The sequence below is a fragment of the Burkholderia sp. Bp9090 genome (genome assembly GCF_003857985.1).
Taxonomy (GTDB): Bacteria; Pseudomonadota; Gammaproteobacteria; order Burkholderiales; family Burkholderiaceae; genus Burkholderia.
This window is the reverse complement of the sequence record NZ_QTPV01000032.1, coordinates 70,563-87,516: the sequence shown is the minus strand read 5'-3', so window position 1 is coordinate 87,516 and position 16,954 is coordinate 70,563. Positions and strand designations below refer to the sequence as shown.

The window sequence follows — 16,954 nt, the reverse complement described above, 5'->3', positions numbered from 1 at the left end:
ATGCCGGTCCTGCGGAACACGCCTTCCGCGTCGTGGGCTTTCTGGGCGAGGCTTGCAGGGTTCTGCGTGTCGAGCCACTGCTTGAGGCGCGCGTAGGGCGCCCTCACCATATCGCCGGATTGCAGCATTTCATCGAATGGCTTCATCGATCTTTTTCTCCATCGATCGTTTTCCCCGGCATTGCGCATGCCGGACCGGCGTACTAACTGCCTTGCAAGGAACGTGCCTTGCGATAACCCCTCAGGTCCCCCTTTTTGTCGCGCGGCCGGCACGCCCCCGCAGCATGCCGCACCATGATGGTGCGACGCACGGAGCGGGACGCGCCAGCGGCGTGCCGTGCCCGTGCACGGCCGCTGCTGCGCCGCGTCTGTGAAACATAGTTCCCCTGCGTGTCACGACTGTGCAAGCTGCACTGCACCAATACCTCCCCCTGCCCGCACGCCTGCCCGTTGCCGCGCTGCCCGCCGGCAGCAGCTCCGAGCCCGTACCGGCACGGCTTCCCGCCGCCGTGCACTCGACCGCGTCCCGCCACCTCCTCGGCCGGTCTTGCCGCATCGCAGCGAACCGCGCCGCGGCGGCGGCGGCCCGTCGCGGCGGCCCGTCCTGCACCGCGGACGGGAATGGCGCCGCATCCTTCGGTTACCGGGCGGAATGGCGGAAAGGCGGGCCGGCACGAGGCCGGCCCTGGGGGAAGTACCGTCTGCGGCAGGTCGGGCAGTTCGACGCGGTGAACTAACCGGTTAGCCGGGTCCGGCACCTCGAACTTATGCAGCCGTAATCCCGCCGACAACGCCCATGCATATTTCGACTGACACCGATCGAAAAAAAACATCGGCCCCCATGCGCGAGGCGCGGTACGCTACCAAACCGGTTCAGTGAAATGGTGCCGCTCCTCCCGGCGCCGACTATAAACAGCGAAGATCAACATGGAAGCAAAGTGGCTGGAAGATTTCCTGAGCCTTGCGGATACCAAGAGCTTTTCCCGGGCCGCGCGTCATCGGCACCTCACGCAGTCGGCGTTCAGCCGGCGCATCGCCGCGCTCGAAACGTGGATGGACGCGAAGCTGGTCGACCGCAGCATCAACCCGATCGCGCTGACGCCGGCCGGGCAGATGTTCCGCGGGCTGGCCGCGGACATCCTGCGCAGCATGTATGCGGCACGCAACCTCGTGAACGGCTATGACCAGTTCGCGGCAAGCGACCAGGTGGTGCGCTTCGCGGTCGCGCATACGCTCGTGTTCACGCTGTTCCCCGAATGGCTCAAGCAGCTGAACGGCGAAGTCGGCCACGTGACCGCGCGCGTCAACGCGGTGAACGTGCCCGAAGGCGTGCAGCAGCTCGTCGAAGGTGAATGCGACCTGCTGCTCGGCTATCACCATCCGCAACTGCCGATCGTGCTCGATCCGAACCACTTCCCGTTCGTCACGCTCGGCGTCGAACGGATCCTGCCGGTATCGACGCCCGACGCGCGCGGCAAACCGGTATTCGAACTGCCCGGCACGCCGGACGCGCCGCTGCCGCTGCTCGCGTATTCGTCGGGCGCGTTCCTCGGGAACGTGGTCGAGATGCTGCTGCTGAACGCGGCCGAACCGTACGCGCTGCACCGGTGCTTCGAGACGCACATGTCCGAGGCGCTGAAGGGGATGGTCGTGGCCGGGCACGGGATCGGCTGGCTGCCCGAAAGCTGCGTGGCGAAGGAGCTCGCGGAGGGCTCGCTCGTCCGCGCGGGCTCGGCGGACTGGATCACCGAACTCGAGATCCGCCTGTACCGGTCCGCGCGCAAGCGCGGGCTCGCGGCAGAGCAGCTGTGGACCTACATCATGAACCGGCCGCGCACCGCGGCCGACGGCGCGCGCGCGGCCGAGGAGTCGATCGCGCCGGCCATGCGCATCGCGCGCCGCAGCGCCGGCGGCAGCCGGTAGCGCCCTCACCGTCCCTCGTCACCCGACTCGCCAGCGCGCCGCGCGGATGCAATCCGCCCGGCGCGCGGTTATTCGACGTGCGCAATCGCGGAGCATTTTCCGCTCCTGCTCCGTCTTCGATATGCGTTCCGTACCTCGATTAAACCCGCAAAAACAGGCAAACGTTTGCGAGCCGAATCGCATTTAATTTACATCGAAAACATCAACCCCGAATAAATTTCCGATTCATACGACAGAAATAACCTGTTACAGAACAAATTAAAAGTTTCTCTTTTCATGCAATGGCATTTTTCATCGATAAGGCCATATCCCCTCTTTCGATTTCCTGACCTGCACTCCGAAATTCACCGTAATGCTTCGATGAAAGAGGAAAGTCTTCCTTTTATCAGTCGTTACTTTTCGGTACAAACGTCGGTACCACTTACGTCGGAAATTTGCAAAATGGTCATCGCTACCGATGAGCAAATTTCATATTCGGCAATATCGCCTTTGTTCAGAGCTGATCCATTTCGTCGAATTATTGCCAATCCTATTTAAATAAGACATTTAAAACTTGTCCCATTCGGGCCACACATGATTGTTTGTTCGAAACCCATCGTGTATCAATAGCGTTGTCGCAAAACGAAATAGCGTCGCTAATTTTCAAATCGGAATAAGTGCATTGCCAGCGATTCCGGATGGAGGTTGCAATGTCTTCCTCGTTTGAACAGCATGGTCGCCGGCTCCTCGGCATTGTCGTATCCGCGCTCTGCATTCATGCCGCGGCCCAAACTCCGAACCAGGCCCCGACACCCTCGTCCGATACCGGCTCCGGGCGATACGTGATTTCGTACGTCTGCGGCGACGCGCGAATCGACGGTACGGCGCCGCTTCCCCCCGATGGCCGGCCGTACAACCTCGGTGTGTCGTTCGTATCGGGCGCCACCGGGCAACCGCTGTCGAACGTGCAGGTTCGGCTGCGACGGCATGGACGCGTCCTCGTCGAATTCAACGCGACGGGTTCGCGCTGTCTGTTCAGCGTGCCCGATGCAAGTTACCGGGTCGAAGGGACCTATCAGGGAGCGACCCAGTTCGCGGTGGTCGAAACCGGCGCACTCACCACGCAGTTGCGGTGGTGAACGTCAGTCGAATCCGCGCGCCGAGGGCGCGCACCCGCGTCATGCACTGCAATCCATCGACAGGAGAATCGAATGACTCGTGCAGAGCGACCGGACGGCGCGCCCGTCCGTCAGCCGAAGCCCTCCTGGGGACCGGGAAAGAATGCGGCGCTCAGCATCGTTGCATTTGCCGCGATCTTCGGCGCCTTCGCCTACGTCGAGCGAGACGTGGGGGGCAGCCATGCAACCGTGACGCACGACATCGCCGGCTTGATCGGCACCACCGTCGGGAAGTATCGCCGGGCCATCGTGGCCGCGACGGCCGACGCCCCCCGCGCGGCGTCGACGGCCGGGCAGGCCGAGCCGGTGACGCCTTCCGCACCGGGTACGCCGTTTGCGTCGGCAATGCCTGCCGGATCGGCCGCGACCGCCCCGGCCGTGCCGCCACCACCGACCGCCCGCCCCGCCGCGAAACACCCGCGCCCCGCGCATGTGCCGACCACGACGCTCGCGGCCGGCGCACACGCCGCATCGGCGAGCGCTCGCGCGGCACGCCCCGCTGACACGCACCGGACGTCGCGTTCGCAGGCGCTGGCACGCACGAGACAACACCCCGAGCCCACGCCGACACGGCAACCGCAATCGGATATCGCCGACACGACGCACATGCAGACCACCAGCGTCACGCGCGACGAGATGGAAGGCGCCCGCGCCCTCGCCAGGGCGCGCTGGTGCGCACGGATCGACGAATGGACCTGCGTCGAGCACAACGCGAGCCGGGCCCTCGCCATCGACCCGAAGAACAGCGAATCGCGCGCGCTGCTTGGACAAGCGATCCGCAACCGCCTGTGAAGCGGCCGGACGCTGCCGGGCCTCACTGCCCGGCAGCACGACGACCGGCGACGCGCGTCGTCGGGCGTGCAACCGATGTGATCGTTTCAGAGTGAGGAGACATCGTGGCTAACAATCGTCAACAACAATGCACCACCGTCGCTCCGCCCAACCGGCGGATCCTCCTGCACGCGCCCTTGCTGTTGCTGCTCATCGCGTCCGGCTCCTGTCTTGCCGCCGAAGGCGACGCGGAACCGGGCAGCGCGAGGGAAGTCGCAGGCACCCACGGCGCGCCGGATGCGCTGCCGCCCGGCATGCAGCCGACGGAGGCGTCGATGCGGCTCGCCCAGGGCCCGGACGCCCTGCCCCCGCATGCGCCGACGCCGATCGCGCAGGCATCGGACGCATCGATGCAGATCGCGCAGGCGTCGAACCCGCAGCCGCAGGCGATGCCGACCACGGTCGTGGTGGAGCCGGACGCGGCGCAGCCGAGTGAACCGGCGCCGGACGCGCGATCATCGGATGCGCAGACGCAGCAGCTTGCCCAGGCGCCCGACATCGCGTCGCCGAATATGTCAGCGCCAGCCGCGCAATCGTCGGACGCTTCAATCCAGCTTGCCCAGGCACCCGACACCGTGCCGCCGAACACATCGGCTCCGGCCGCGCAATCGTCGGATACTTCAATCCCGCTTGCCCAGGCACCCGACACCGCGCCGCCGAACACATCGGCTCCAGCCGCGCAATCGTCGGATGCTTCAATCCCGCTTGCCCAGGCACCCGACACCGCGCCGCCGAATACATCGGCTCCAGCCGCGCAATCGTCGGATGCTCCAATGCCGCTTACCCAGGCGCCGGACACCGCGCCACCGAATACATCGGCTCCGGTCGCGCATGCATCGGACGCGCCGACCCAGCCCGCACCGGCCGCTGCCGCCGCATCGCCGAATGCTGCGACGACAGCGACGACACCGACGCAAACCGCGCAGGCATCCGGCACCCCCATGCCGACCTCGCCTGCGCCGGTGACCCAGACGCCCGGCGCTCAGCCGCCGTCCTCGCAGGCACCGAATTCGCAGACGCCCGGCGCCCAGCTACCCGGCGAGTCGATCCAGCGATCGCAAGGCCCCGACGTCCAGACACCGAATGCCCAGATACCGAATCTCCGTACCGCCGATGTCGCGACCGTGCGCAACGACGTGTTCGGCCTCGCGGCGAGCGGCGGCGCGATCCAGGCGCTCGAGGAAGCGAAGGCACGGCCCGATGCGTTCTCGGCCGTCGACGTCGCGCAGCTGGAAGAGCTGTCGATACGCCAGCAGGTGCGCGGCGGACGCGACAAGTCGCGCTCGATGACGAGTCCGGACCGCTTCGACGGGATCGACAACGCGCTGCGCGCGGCCGACGACCTCGACAAGCGGATGCCGGCCACGCCCGACTATGCGCCGGTCAGGACGGCGCTCGCGGGCGACCGCACGGTCGCCCTCGCGGCACGCGGCGACATGAAGCCGGCCGTCGCGACGTTCGAGACGATCCCGTCCAATGCGGAGATCTCGATCGACGCGCTGGCGGCGGTTGGCGACGCCTACCTGTACCTGAGCGAACCGGCCAAGGCGAACGGCGTGTACCAGCGTGCGCTGAACCAGGCGACCGCGTCGCCTACGGACCGTGCGACCCGCGGCTTCCAGTACGGCGCACGCACGCGTCCGATCGAACTTCGCGAAGGGCTGTTCTGGTCGTATGTCGACCAGGCACGCGCGGCGGACGCGAAGCAGGTGCTCGACGACATGGGCAAGTCCCTGCCGCCGGTCAACGAAGTGCGCAACGTCGGTCCGGAAGAAAGCGACTATCTGCGCTACTACCGGCTGCGCGCGCAATACCTGATCTTCACGGGTCACACCGACGAGGGGATCGCCGCGCTGGAACAGCTCGAAAAGGAGGTGCCGTTCAACGCGGAGGTCCGTGCCGCGCACGCCGACGCGGTATCCGGCCAGTCGCATCCCCGGCAGGCGATCGCGATGTATCGCGCCTCGCTGACCGACCACCCGGACAGCGTCGAGATGCTCGCCGGCCTCGGCCGCGCGGCGCTGACGGCAGACGACTACGCAACCGCGAAGAACGTCGAGCAGACCCTCGACAACACGTTCCCGGACAGCGGCGCCGTGCGCATCTTCAAGCGCGACTACAAGGCATACCGCAGCCCCGTGTTCACGACCGACCTGAGCTTCGAGCACGGCAACAGCGCGCTGGCCGACAACAGCTTCACGTCGGACAGCTATGTGTATTCGCAACCGTTCGGCGACAACTGGCGCGTCTTCTCGCATACGTTCTTCGGCCATGCGCAAACCGATTCCGGCAGCGTCAGCCGCACGCGCACAGGCGTCGGCGGCGACTACCGGCACGGGCCGCTCACCGTGCAGGGCGAAGTCACGCGCTCGTTCGGCTCGGACGGCCGAACCGGCGGCCGCGGATCGATCGCGTACGCGCTGAACGACTACTGGACGGTCAGCGCCGGCCTCGACAGCAACGACAACTCGCTGCCGTGGAAGGCGTATGCCGCGCATATCTGGGGCCGCTCCGCGAACGCGTCGGTCGTGTATCGCCAGAACGACCGCCGCGAGGTGAAGCTGAGCTACGGCGTGAGCCGCTACAGCGATTCGAACCTGCACCAGGAAATCACGGCAACCGCCACGCAGCGTGTGTACACGTCCGCCAGGCAGCTCGTCAACGTCTCGCTGGATCTCGGCACCGACAGCAACACGCGCAACGACGCGCCCTACTTCAGTCCGCGCCGCGACTATGCGGCCGCGGCGACCGTCATGCACCAGCTGACGCTGTGGAAGAAGGGCGACATGTCGCTGCAGCAGCGCGTCTCGGCGTCGGGCGGCGTGTACAACGAGCGCGGCTTCGGCAGCAGCCCGCTGTGGAGCGCGCGTCTCGAGCACGCGTGGACGTTCAAGCACGACATCACGCTGAGCTATGGCGTCGAGGTCAGCAGCCACGCGTACGACGGCCAGCGCGAGCGCTCCGAAACCGGCTTCCTGTCGCTCAATCTGCCGTTCTAGCAAGGAGATCGCGCAATGCAAACCAGACGGACCTTCATGTGCGGATGCCTCGGCACGTTCACCGCCTGTTCGCTGTTCCCGGGCGTGACGAACGCCAAGATGATCGACCTGCTGCCGCCATCCGATCCGGCCGACGGCAAGACGTTTCGCGTCATCTGCCTGCATGACGTGCGCGACAACCTGATGGAGTCGTTCAAGCCCCCGTCGGCGCTGGTCGATCCGTTCGCGGTCGATACCGGCACGCTGACCGCGATCTTCTCGTGGCTGCAGACCAACAACTACCACACCATCACGGTCAAGCAGATCGAGGCGTCCCGGCACGGCGGCAAGCCGCTGCCGCCGCGTTCCGTGCTGCTCACGTTCGACGACGGCTTTCGCAGCCACTACACGAAAGTGCTGCCGCTGCTCGAGCGCTTCAAGTATCCGGCCGTGATGGGCATCGTCACCGCGTGGATCGATGCACCGCCGAATGTGCCGATCCGCATCAGCGACAAGGTCCAGGTGCCGCGCGACTACTTCCTGTCGTGGGACGAGGTGAAGAAGCTCGGCCAGTCGGACCTCGTCGAGCTCGGCTGCCATACCCACAACCTCCATCACGGCGCGATCGCGAATCCGCAAGGCAACGAGCTGCCGGCGACCACGTCGCACCTCTACCTGCAAGACCAGAAACGCTATGAAACCGACGCCGAATTCCACGCACGCGTGCACGACGACCTGCAGACGTGCGTGCGCCAGATCCGCGAACACACGGGCATCGTTGCTCGCTCGATGGTGTGGCCATACGGCGCGGAAAACCAGCCCGTGCGCCAGATATCGACGTCGCTCGGCATGGACATCCAGTTCAGCCTCGATGCCGGCCCGAATACGCCGGACGTGCCGCTGGACCGGCTGAGACGGATCCTGATGATGTACGACGTCGACATCGGCGGGTTCGAACGCTCGATGCGCGAGCCGGCCTCCAACCGCGGCGACGTCGACGTGCCCGAGCGCACCGTGCAGGTCGATCTCGACCAGGTCTACGATCCGGATCCCGCGCGGCAGGAAGCGAATCTCGGCAAGCTGATCGAACGCATCTACCGGATGCAGCCGAAATCGGTGTACCTGCAGGCGTATGCCGACCCGAAAGGCACGGGCGTGGCCGAAGCGGTGTATTTCCCGAACCGGCACCTGCCGATGCGCGCCGACCTGTTCTCGCGCGCCGCGTGGCAGCTCAACACGCGCTCCAACGTGCAGGTGTACGCGTGGATGCCGGTGCTCGCGTTCCGGCCGCCGCCGGACAAGCAGCGCGGGCTCGAGGCCGTCAGCGCATTCGGCGGCGCGCCGGCCCGCGAAAACGGCACGCGCGTGTTCCGGCTGAGCCCGTTCGATCCGGAGGCGCGGCTGATGATCCAGCAGATCTACGAGGATCTCAGCAAGCACGCGTCGTTCAGCGGCATCCTGTTCAGCGACGACGCCGTGCTCGACGACTACGAGGATGCCGGCCGGCATGCGCTGCGCACCTATTCGCAGTGGGGGCTGCCGGCCGACGTCGGCAAGATCCGCGAAAATCCCGACCTGTTGAAACGCTGGACGCGCCAGAAGTCGCGCTACCTGATCGACCTGACCCGCCAGCTCGAACAGATCGTGCTGGCCCACCAGAACGTGGGCGACGTGCTGACCGCGCGCAACATCTACGCGCTGCCGGTGCTCAAGCCCGAATCGGAAGCGTGGTACGCGCAGAACTACGACGATTTCCTCGCCACCTACGACTACGTCGCGCTGATGGCGATGCCGTACATGGAGCAGGCGAAGGATCCCGAGGGCTGGCTGGACCAGCTCGTGCGGGCCGTCCGCGCCAAGCAGCGCGGGCTGCAGCGCACCGTGTTCGAACTGCAGTCGTACGACTGGCGCGCGCAGAAGCAGGTGCCGGCCGGCACGCTGCTTGCGCAGATGCGACGACTGCGCAGCGAGGGCGCCGTGAATTTCGGCTACTACCCGGACAACTTCCTGAACGGCCAGCCGGAACTCGACGCGATGCGCGACGTGATGTCGCTGAAGTCGCGCCTCGATCCGACCTCCATCAACGCGCTGATGCAGATGCAGCATGCACAGGGGACCAAGACGCCATGACCACCCACGGCATCATCCAGCGCCTGCAGGACTTCGTCTTCTACTATCCGTTCTTCATGTCGTATCTGTGGATGATCGGCGGCGTCGTCCATTATTTCCTGCTCGAGGAAGGCCGCGAGCTGTCGACGCGCACGATCGCGGCGAGCGGCATCCCGAAGATCTCGATCGTCGTGCCGTGCTTCAACGAGGCCGCCAACGCACGCAGCGTGATCCGCCACCTCAACGCGATGGACTACCCGAACTACGACATCATCGCGGTCAACGACGGCAGCCGGGACCGCACGGGCGACATCCTCAACGAGCTGGCCGTCGAGATCCCGCGGCTGCTCGTCATCCATCACGCGCGCAACGAAGGCAAGGCGGTCGGGCTCACCACCGCGGCGGCGGTATCGAACGCGGAATACCTGCTCTGCATCGACGGCGATGCGCTGCTCGCGCATGACGCGATCGGCTGGATGCTCGAGCACTTCCTGACCGACCCGGGCGTCGGCGCGGTCACCGGCAACCCGCGCATCCGCACGCGCACGTCGCTGCTGGGACGCATGCAGGTCGGCGAATTCTCGTCGATCGTCGGCCTGATCAAGCGCACGCAGCAAGTGTACGGCCGCATCTTCACGGTGTCGGGCGTGATCACGATGTTCCGCAAGACCGCGCTCGCCGACGTCGGCTACTGGAGCTCGGACATGCTGACCGAGGACATCGACATCAGCTGGAAGCTGCAGTGCCGCGACTGGCGCGTCGTGTACGAGCCGCACGCGCTCAGCTGGATCCTGATGCCCGAGACGCTGAAGGGTCTCTACCGGCAGCGATTGCGCTGGGCGAAAGGCGGCATCCAGGTGCTGATCAAGTACGCGGGCACGCTCGCGCGGCCGACCCAGATGATGATGTGGCCGCTGTTCGTCGAGTACCTGATCGGCATCACGTGGGCCTACTCGATGTCGTTCATCCTGCTGCTCGCGCTCGTCGACGTCGTCTACCCGCTTCCGCCCGACTGGCATGTGTCCGTGGTGCCGCACTGGCACGGGATGCTGCTGGTCGCGACCTGCATCCTGCAGCTGATCATCGGCAGCATGATCGATCGTCGTTACGACGAAAAACTCCTGATGTATTTCCTTGACACCGTCTGGTACCCCGTCGCGTTCTGGCTGATCAGCATGATCACCACCGTCGTCGCCCTGCCCGCCGTCGTATTGCGGGGCCGCGGCAAGCGCGCCGTCTGGGTCAGTCCCGACCGAGGCATTCAACATGAAGAACGCGCCGATTATTGACCTTTCCCTGCGCGCGCCGCGCGAAATGATCGCCGAGCGCGGCGTCGTCGTCGGGCCCGTGCTCGTCGCATGGTTCCGCCTCGTGCGGCCCGCGCTGGTCGGAGGAGTATGGGCATCGATCTGCATCTACACGTACCGCTACCTGCTGCCGTTCAACGAGGCCGAGATGCCGATCGAGCAGATCGTGTTCTACGTGACGAGCATCGCGCTGATTGCCGGCACGATCGTCACGTGGCTGATCGCGGGACGCGTCGTGCATCCGCTCGCGTACCGGTTGCGCGTGTCGAAGATGCTGCGGCGCTCGGCCAGCGTGAAGATGCGCTCGATGCCGCCGACCGCGCTCGCGGGCGCCCGCCGGCGCGGCGCACGGCGCACGACGCGCATTCTCGTCGCGTCGCACGACGCGAACGGCTCGATCTCGGGCATCGAATGGATCGCGCATGCGGGACCGCAGCCCCGCGAGTAGGTCACCCGCGCCGTGCCGCAACGCACTGCGCACTGCGCACCACACACGCCGCATGACGCGACGGCGCTCCTGAAATCGTCCTGGCGCGCGTCGCGCGCCGGCCGGAAAACTTCCTGTAGACGAGGTGAATCATGTGCGGAATCGTCGGAGCAAGCGGCCTGAAAAATCAGGTCCCGCAACTGGTCAATGCACTGAGCCGGCTCGAATATCGCGGCTACGATTCGTGCGGCATCGCCGTGCTGCGTGACGGCTGCCTGCGCAGCGAACGCACGTTGCGGCGCGTGGCAGACTTGCAGGACCGCGTGCTGACGCTCGGTCTCGAAGCGCAGACGTGCATCGCGCACACGCGCTGGGCGACGCACGGCGCACCGTCGGAAATGAACGCGCACCCGATCATGTCGGGCGACACGATCGCGGTCGTGCACAACGGCATCATCGAAAACCACGATGCGCTGCGCGCCGAACTGCGGGAGCGCGGCTATACGTTTCGCGGCGAGACCGACACCGAGGTGATCGCACACCTGATCCACAGCATGTATCGCGACGACCTGTTCGACGCGGTGATTCGCGCGGTCAAGCGGCTGCACGGCGCGTACGCGATCGCCGTGCTGAGCGCGCGCGAGCCGCAGCGGCTCGTCGCCGCGCGCGCGGGCTCGCCGCTCGTGATCGGCATCGGCGCGGACCAGAACTATCTCGCGTCCGATTGCGCGGCACTCGGCGACCTGACCGACCGTTTCGTCTATCTGGAAGACGGTGACGTCGCGCTGATCACGCCGGAGCGGATCGCCGTGGTCGACTCGGTCGGGAGCGAAGCACAGCGTCCGCTGTGCCTCGTCAAGGCGCGCGACGACGACGCCGCCCTCGGCCCGTACCAGCACTTCATGCAGAAGGAGATCTTCGAACAGCCGAAGGCGATCGCCGCCACGATCGACGGCATCGACACGGTCTCGCCCGCGCTGTTCGGCGGCAGCGACAGCACGCGTGCGCTGCTGTCGAAGACCCGAAGCGTGCTGCTGCTCGGCTGCGGCACCAGCTACTACGCGGGCCTGACCGCGAAATACTGGCTCGAGGGCATCGCGGGCATCCCGGCGCAGGTCGAGATCGCGAGCGAATACCGCTATCGCGATACCGTGCCCGATCCGCGCACGCTCGTCGTCGGCATTTCGCAGTCCGGCGAGACCGCCGACACGATCGGCGCGATCGAGCGCGCGCGCGCGATGGGCCAGGACATGTCGATGGCAATCTGCAATGTGGCGACGAGTTCGATCGCGCGCAGCGCGCCGCTCAGCTTCCTGACACGCGCCGGCATCGAGCTCGGCGTCGCGTCGACCAAGGCGTTCACGACCCAGCTCGTCGCGCTGTTCCTGCTGACGCTCGCGCTCGCGCAGCAGCGCGGCCGGCTCGACGCCGCGCAGGTCGCGACGCACCTGAAGCAGCTGCACGAACTGCCGGAGCGCATCGGTCACGCACTCGCGCTGGAAACGCAGATCATGGGCTGGGCCGCGAAGTTCGCGCGCACCGAGAACGCGCTGTTCCTCGGGCGCGGCATTCACTATCCGATCGCGCTCGAAGGCGCGCTGAAGCTCAAGGAAGTGTCGTACATCCATGCGGAAGGCTATCCGGCCGGCGAACTGAAGCATGGCCCGCTCGCGCTCGTCACGAGCGCGATGCCGGTCGTCACGATCGCGCCGGACGACCGCCTGTTCCAGAAGCTGAAGTCCAACATGGCCGAGGTGCGCGCGCGCGGCGGACGGCTGTACGTGCTCGCCGGCCATCATCTCGAGATCGACGCCGACCGCGACACGCACCTGATCCGCGTGCGCGAATCGGGCGACGCGCTGTCGCCGATCGTCAACGTGATCCCGTTGCAGCTGCTCGCGTATCACGTCGGCTGCGCGCGCGGCGCCGACGTCGACAAGCCGCGCAATCTCGCGAAATCGGTCACCGTCGAATGATGCGGCGGCCGGTCGCGGCCCAAGTCGCCACCGCGCGCCCGCATGCGTTCGGGCGCGCCGCCGCGTGGCGCGTCGCGACCGTGCTCTGCGGCGCGTGCTGCGCGTTCGCCGCGCCGTCGCACGCGTTTGCCGGCGCGCCGGTCGTGCACACCGTCACCGTGGAGGCGCCGGCGTCACCTCAGTCGCCGCAGGAGCGCGGCGACCCGCGGCGCTTCATGCACGGGATCGGCGTGGCCGACGCCGGCGACGGCCGGCGCTGGGTGTTCTTCAGCAGCTCGGGCATCGTGCCGCGCGGCGCGCTGCGCAACGGCGACTGGCCGCATGACGTGTACGTCGGCGAATGGCTGCCGGGCAAGCCGCGCCTGCTGCGCGTCCATACGTTCATCAGCCGCCCGGAAGCGCAGGAGCCCGTGTCGATCGCGCAGAACCCGCGCGGCGACATCTTCGTCACGTTCGAGGACGGCTGGAACACGCCGCAGGTGGTCAGCCAGCGATACGGCGTCTATCGGCGCGACCTGAAGCCGGTCAAGCCCTACCCGAACGACGTCGAAGCAGGCGGCCACTCGGGCCACGTCGCCGCGGTGGGCGAACGCTTCGTCGTGTTCTATTCCGCCGACTGGATCGACGGCGGCGGCGTCGACAACCTCGGCACCGGCAACGGCGTCTACGTGAAAACCTACGATGCCGAAGGACGCGTGGTGAACCATGTGCCGGTCGCGCCGCACCGCCGCGAATGGTGGCCCGTGGTCGCGGGTTCGCCGCGGCGCGCGCTGCTGGTCTGGCAAAAATACATCGAGGGCAGCACGGACGCGACGCTCGAATACGCGATGTTCGATCCGGTCACGGCGAAACTCGACATGCTCGGGCCGCTGAACGGCACGATCCAGTACTACGTCTATTCGTCCGCGTATGTGCCGGCGGTCGACCGCTTCGTCGTCGTCACGACGACGGCGGACAATCGCGGCGTCGCGATGCTGATCGACCCGGACGGCCGTCGTCTGGCCACGCTCGACTGCCTGCCGGCGTCGGTGCGCGAGGCCGGGATCGGTGTCGACGGCACGCATGCCTATGTGCCGACCCGCGACGGGCGGCTGCTGACCCTGGCGCTTTCGCCGACGGGCATGTCGGTGAGCGGCGTGCAGCGTTCGCCGATTCCGTGGGGCTCGACCGGCGTCGCCGGGTTCCAGGCACGCGGCGGGACGATGCATTTCGTGTCGCTGACGCCGTCCGGGATACGCGAGGCGGATTTCGACACGACACGGGAAACGCCGTTGCCGAAGGCCGACGCGCAGTGTTCGACGCATTGACGCCAACCCGGCACGTCGATCCGGCCCGACGCGCTCGATCCGGGCGCTCGCGCCTTTACCCGAATCGCGCAGTTCTATCCCCCCCGCGCGCATCGGCCGCGCCCGGTCGTCGCCCGGTAGTCGGACTTGCAGCGGCAGCCGGGCCCGCTTCCTCGTGCCGCCCCCGCTCCCGCGCCGAAGTCGCCAGCGCCGCCCGTACCGGATAGACTGTCGCCCGATTCCATCCCTCGGCCGCGGCGCTCGCCTTTCTGCCGCCGCCGGAACGCCCCCACGGAGAACGAATGCTGAAGCGCCGGTGGTTTTCGCTGTTGCTGGTGACGGTGTGCCTGATCGCGACGCGCGCGTCCGCCCAGGGCTCGCTCGAACTCGAAACCGACGGCACGCCGCGCGTCCTGACGCGCCAGGCGCTGCTCGCGCGCGCCGACGCGACGGACATCCACGTGCCGCGCGACATCGCGTACGGCCGGCCGATGACGTTCCGCGCGGTACCGTTCGCCGCCCTGCTCGGCGACACGCCGCTGCCGGCGGACGGCGTGCTCGAAACGCGCGCGGCCGACGGTTTCGCCGCGCAACTGCCGATGGATCTCGCGCGCCGCCGTGCGCCGGCCGGCGCCGTCGCGTGGATCGCGATCGAGGACCCCGCGCACCCGTGGCCGAAGCTGCCGGGCAAACAGGTCAGCGCGGGGCCGTTCTATCTCGTGTGGCTCGGGCCGGACGCGTCGTCGGTGCGCGGCGAGCAGTGGCCATATCAGATCGTGCGCATCACGATCCAATCGTCGCCGCTCGCGCGCTGGCCGTCGCTCGCCGTCGATCCGGCGTTGCCGGCGAACGATGCGGCCCGGGCGGGCCAGCGGCTGTTCGTCACGCAATGCCTCGCGTGCCACCGCCTCGACGGCGCGGGCAGCAGCCAGGCCGGCCCCGACCTGAACGCACCGATGAATCCGGTCGACTACTTCCAGCCGGCCGCGCTGCGCCGCTACATCCGCAACCCGGCGGCGGTGCGCGACTGGCCGGGCCGCGCGATGCCGGCGTTCCCGCCCGATCAGTTGAGCGACCGGGAACTCGACCAGATCGTCGCCTACCTCGCGTACATGGCGCGGCGCAAGGCCGGCAAGTAAGCCGCGCCCGTCAGGTGCACGTCACGCGCCCGGTTCCTGCGCGCTTTGCAGCACCGCACGCAGCAGCACGTCGGCGCCCGCCGCCGACCATTCCGGCGTGATCGCCTCGGCTTCGTTGTGGCTCAGCCCGTCGACGCACGGCACGAAGATCATGCCGGTCGGCGCGACGCGAGCGACGTAGCACGCGTCGTGGCCCGCGCCGGACACGATGTCCATGTGCGACAGCCCGAGCGCCTGCGCCGCATCGCGCACCGCGTCGATGCAGCGCGGCGCGAACGGCACCGGCGGGTACGTGAAGATCTGCTCGATCCGCGCGCCGAGCCCGGCGTCGGCCGCGACGCGCGCCAGTTCCGCACGCAGCGCCGCGTCGAGTTCGTCGAGCACCGCATCGTCCGGATGGCGAAACTCGACCGTGAAGAAACAGCCGCCCGGCACCGTGTTGCGCGAATTCGGCCGCGCCTCGATCATCCCGACCGTCGCGCGCGCGTGCGGCGCATGGCGGCGGCCGAGCGCATCGACGAATTCGATCATTCGCGCGGCACCCACCAGCGTGTCGCGCCGGAATTCCATCGGCGTCGTGCCCGCGTGCGCGTCGACGCCCGTGAGCGTCACCTCGTACCAGCGCTGCCCCTGCCCGGCCGTCACGACGCCGATCGTCCTGCCCGCGCGTTCGAGAATCGCACCCTGCTCGATATGCAGTTCGTACGCGGCATGCACCGGATAGCCGCCGACGGGTTCGGCGCCCGCGTAGCCGATCCGCGCGAGTTCCTCGCCGATCGTCCTGCCCGCGCCGTCGGTGCGCGACAGCCCGTATTCGAGCGAATAGACGCCCGAGAACACGCCGGCCGAGATCATCGCCGGCGCGAAGCGCGAACCTTCCTCGTTGGTCCAGATCACGACGTCGATCGGGCGCTCGGTCTCGATGCCCGCGTCGTTCAGCGCGCGCACGACCTCGAGGCCGCCGAGCACGCCGTAGATGCCGTCGTAACGGCCGCCCGTCGGCTGCGAATCGGCGTGCGAGCCGGTCATCACCGGCGCGGCGTCGGGATTGCGGCCCGCTCGGCGCGCGAACACGTTGCCCATCCGGTCCACCCGCACCGTGCAGCCGGCATCGCACGCCCACTGCACGAACAGGTCGCGCGACTCGCGGTCGAGGTCGGTCAGCGCGAGACGGCAGACGCCGCCCTTCGGCGTCGCGCCGATCTGCGCCATGCGTTCGAGCGATGCCCACAGGCGCGCGCCGTCGACGCGCGGCGCGGTCGCGAGGTCGTCACGCATTGCCGGCCTCCGGGGTGTCGTCGCGCGGCGCCGCCTGCAGCGCATAGCGGAAATCGCAGCGCTTGCCGCCCTGCATGATCGTGCTCGTGCGCGTCAGCGCGATGCGCGGGTCGTAACCCTCGATGAAGTAGCTGTCGCGCGCGCAGCTCAGCAGGTGGCCGATCTCGCCGAGCCCCATCGCGTGATACATCTCCGCGTAGCTGCAGCGATGCACGTCGTAGTCGTAGTGCGTGTCGTCCGCGCGGCGCACCTCGACGTCGAGCGCATCGTCCTTCTCCCACAGCACCTGCAGCGCGATGAACGACTGCACGCTCGTGCCGTCGGGCTCCTGCGCGGCGAACGTGCGACCCGCGTCGACGGCCGCGCCGCGCACGGCCTCCGCGATCACGGCCTGCGCGCGCTCGGTGCCGAATTCGCGCTTCATGATCTCGTAGATCGGCTTGATGATTTCCGCTTCGATGCGGCGCCGCGCGAGGATGCCGAGGCGCGTGTCCTCGGGTGCCGCCGCGGATGCGTGGGTGGTGTCGGTCATGGGGTTCGTCTC

12 protein-coding genes and 1 pseudogene are annotated in these 16,954 nt (G+C 67.6%); 10 read left to right on the top strand and 3 right to left on the bottom strand.

What is annotated here, in order from left to right:
- Positions 1 to 188, bottom strand: a pseudogene (locus DIE16_RS25345) (circularly permuted type 2 ATP-grasp protein); the annotation flags it as partial.
- Positions 189 to 926: 738 nt separating this feature from the next.
- Between DIE16_RS25345 and DIE16_RS25340 the strand changes: the two are divergent.
- From DIE16_RS25340 to DIE16_RS25295, 10 genes are all read left to right on the top strand, one after another.
- A complete protein-coding gene (locus DIE16_RS25340) occupies positions 927 to 1,922 on the top strand; it encodes a LysR substrate-binding domain-containing protein (protein ID WP_044843972.1) in 996 nt (331 codons plus the stop codon).
- Between the two features lie 689 nt (positions 1,923 to 2,611).
- The gene (locus DIE16_RS25335) at positions 2,612 to 3,040 is read left to right on the top strand and encodes a hypothetical protein (RefSeq protein WP_044843971.1); all 429 of its coding nucleotides are present in this window, start codon (positions 2,612 to 2,614) and stop codon (positions 3,038 to 3,040) included.
- A gap of 72 nt (positions 3,041 to 3,112) precedes the next feature.
- A complete protein-coding gene (locus tag DIE16_RS25330) occupies positions 3,113 to 3,871 on the top strand; it encodes a hypothetical protein (protein WP_124893637.1) in 759 nt (252 codons plus the stop codon).
- A 104-nt stretch (positions 3,872 to 3,975) separates the two neighbouring features.
- Positions 3,976 to 6,909: a poly-beta-1,6 N-acetyl-D-glucosamine export porin PgaA gene (pgaA, locus tag DIE16_RS25325; RefSeq protein WP_124893636.1), complete on the top strand. Its 2,934-nt coding sequence runs from the start codon at positions 3,976 to 3,978 to the stop codon at positions 6,907 to 6,909.
- A gap of 15 nt (positions 6,910 to 6,924) precedes the next feature.
- A complete protein-coding gene (gene pgaB / locus DIE16_RS25320; protein WP_124488826.1) occupies positions 6,925 to 9,018 on the top strand; it encodes a poly-beta-1,6-N-acetyl-D-glucosamine N-deacetylase PgaB in 2,094 nt (697 codons plus the stop codon).
- Positions 9,015 to 10,286 carry a poly-beta-1,6-N-acetyl-D-glucosamine synthase gene (pgaC, locus tag DIE16_RS25315; RefSeq protein ID WP_044843967.1) on the top strand — a complete coding sequence of 424 codons (1,272 nt, stop codon included), beginning with the start codon at positions 9,015 to 9,017 and terminating at the stop codon, positions 10,284 to 10,286. Before pgaB ends, pgaC begins: the two co-directional genes overlap by 4 nt.
- Entirely contained in the window at positions 10,264 to 10,752 is a 489-nt protein-coding gene (locus DIE16_RS25310) for a Biofilm PGA synthesis auxiliary protein PgaD (RefSeq protein WP_124667685.1), read from the top strand. The genes pgaC and DIE16_RS25310 overlap by 23 nt, the downstream gene beginning before the upstream one ends.
- Positions 10,753 to 10,883: 131 nt before the next feature.
- Complete coding sequence (gene glmS / locus DIE16_RS25305) at positions 10,884 to 12,707, top strand: glutamine--fructose-6-phosphate transaminase (isomerizing) (protein ID WP_124522902.1); 1,824 nt, start codon at positions 10,884 to 10,886, stop codon at positions 12,705 to 12,707.
- Positions 12,707 to 14,014: a hypothetical protein gene (locus DIE16_RS25300; protein WP_124893639.1), complete on the top strand. Its 1,308-nt coding sequence runs from the start codon at positions 12,707 to 12,709 to the stop codon at positions 14,012 to 14,014. Before glmS ends, DIE16_RS25300 begins: the two co-directional genes overlap by 1 nt.
- Positions 14,015 to 14,295: 281 nt before the next feature.
- On the top strand, positions 14,296 to 15,132 hold the full coding sequence (locus DIE16_RS25295) for a cytochrome c (protein WP_124893635.1): 837 nt from the start codon (positions 14,296 to 14,298) through the stop codon (positions 15,130 to 15,132).
- 21 nt (positions 15,133 to 15,153) lie between these two features.
- On the opposite strand, the gene DIE16_RS25290 is transcribed toward DIE16_RS25295, so the two are convergent.
- Complete coding sequence (locus tag DIE16_RS25290; RefSeq protein WP_124893634.1) at positions 15,154 to 16,410, bottom strand: Zn-dependent hydrolase; 1,257 nt, start codon at positions 16,408 to 16,410, stop codon at positions 15,154 to 15,156.
- Positions 16,403 to 16,942, bottom strand: a complete 540-nt coding sequence (locus tag DIE16_RS25285) for an L-2-amino-thiazoline-4-carboxylic acid hydrolase (RefSeq protein WP_044843961.1) — start codon at positions 16,940 to 16,942, stop codon at positions 16,403 to 16,405. The genes DIE16_RS25290 and DIE16_RS25285 overlap by 8 nt, the downstream gene beginning before the upstream one ends.
- Between the last annotated feature and the right edge of the window lie 12 nt (positions 16,943 to 16,954).

What these genes read in the sequence shown, in the direction of transcription:
- DIE16_RS25340 (WP_044843972.1), top strand. Translation starts at nt 927, where the DNA reads ATGGAAGCAAAGTGGCTGGAAGATTTCCTGAGCCTTGCGGATACCAAG.
- DIE16_RS25335 (WP_044843971.1), top strand. Translation starts at nt 2,612, where the DNA reads ATGTCTTCCTCGTTTGAACAGCATGGTCGCCGGCTCCTCGGCATTGTC.
- DIE16_RS25330 (WP_124893637.1), top strand. Translation starts at nt 3,113, where the DNA reads ATGACTCGTGCAGAGCGACCGGACGGCGCGCCCGTCCGTCAGCCGAAG.
- pgaB (WP_124488826.1), top strand. Translation starts at nt 6,925, where the DNA reads ATGCAAACCAGACGGACCTTCATGTGCGGATGCCTCGGCACGTTCACC.
- pgaC (WP_044843967.1), top strand. Translation starts at nt 9,015, where the DNA reads ATGACCACCCACGGCATCATCCAGCGCCTGCAGGACTTCGTCTTCTAC.
- DIE16_RS25310 (WP_124667685.1), top strand. Translation starts at nt 10,264, where the DNA reads ATGAAGAACGCGCCGATTATTGACCTTTCCCTGCGCGCGCCGCGCGAA.
- glmS (WP_124522902.1), top strand. Translation starts at nt 10,884, where the DNA reads ATGTGCGGAATCGTCGGAGCAAGCGGCCTGAAAAATCAGGTCCCGCAA.
- DIE16_RS25300 (WP_124893639.1), top strand. Translation starts at nt 12,707, where the DNA reads ATGCGGCGGCCGGTCGCGGCCCAAGTCGCCACCGCGCGCCCGCATGCG.
- DIE16_RS25295 (WP_124893635.1), top strand. Translation starts at nt 14,296, where the DNA reads ATGCTGAAGCGCCGGTGGTTTTCGCTGTTGCTGGTGACGGTGTGCCTG.
- DIE16_RS25290 (WP_124893634.1), bottom strand. Translation starts at nt 16,410, where the DNA reads ATGCGTGACGACCTCGCGACCGCGCCGCGCGTCGACGGCGCGCGCCTG.
- DIE16_RS25285 (WP_044843961.1), bottom strand. Translation starts at nt 16,942, where the DNA reads ATGACCGACACCACCCACGCATCCGCGGCGGCACCCGAGGACACGCGC.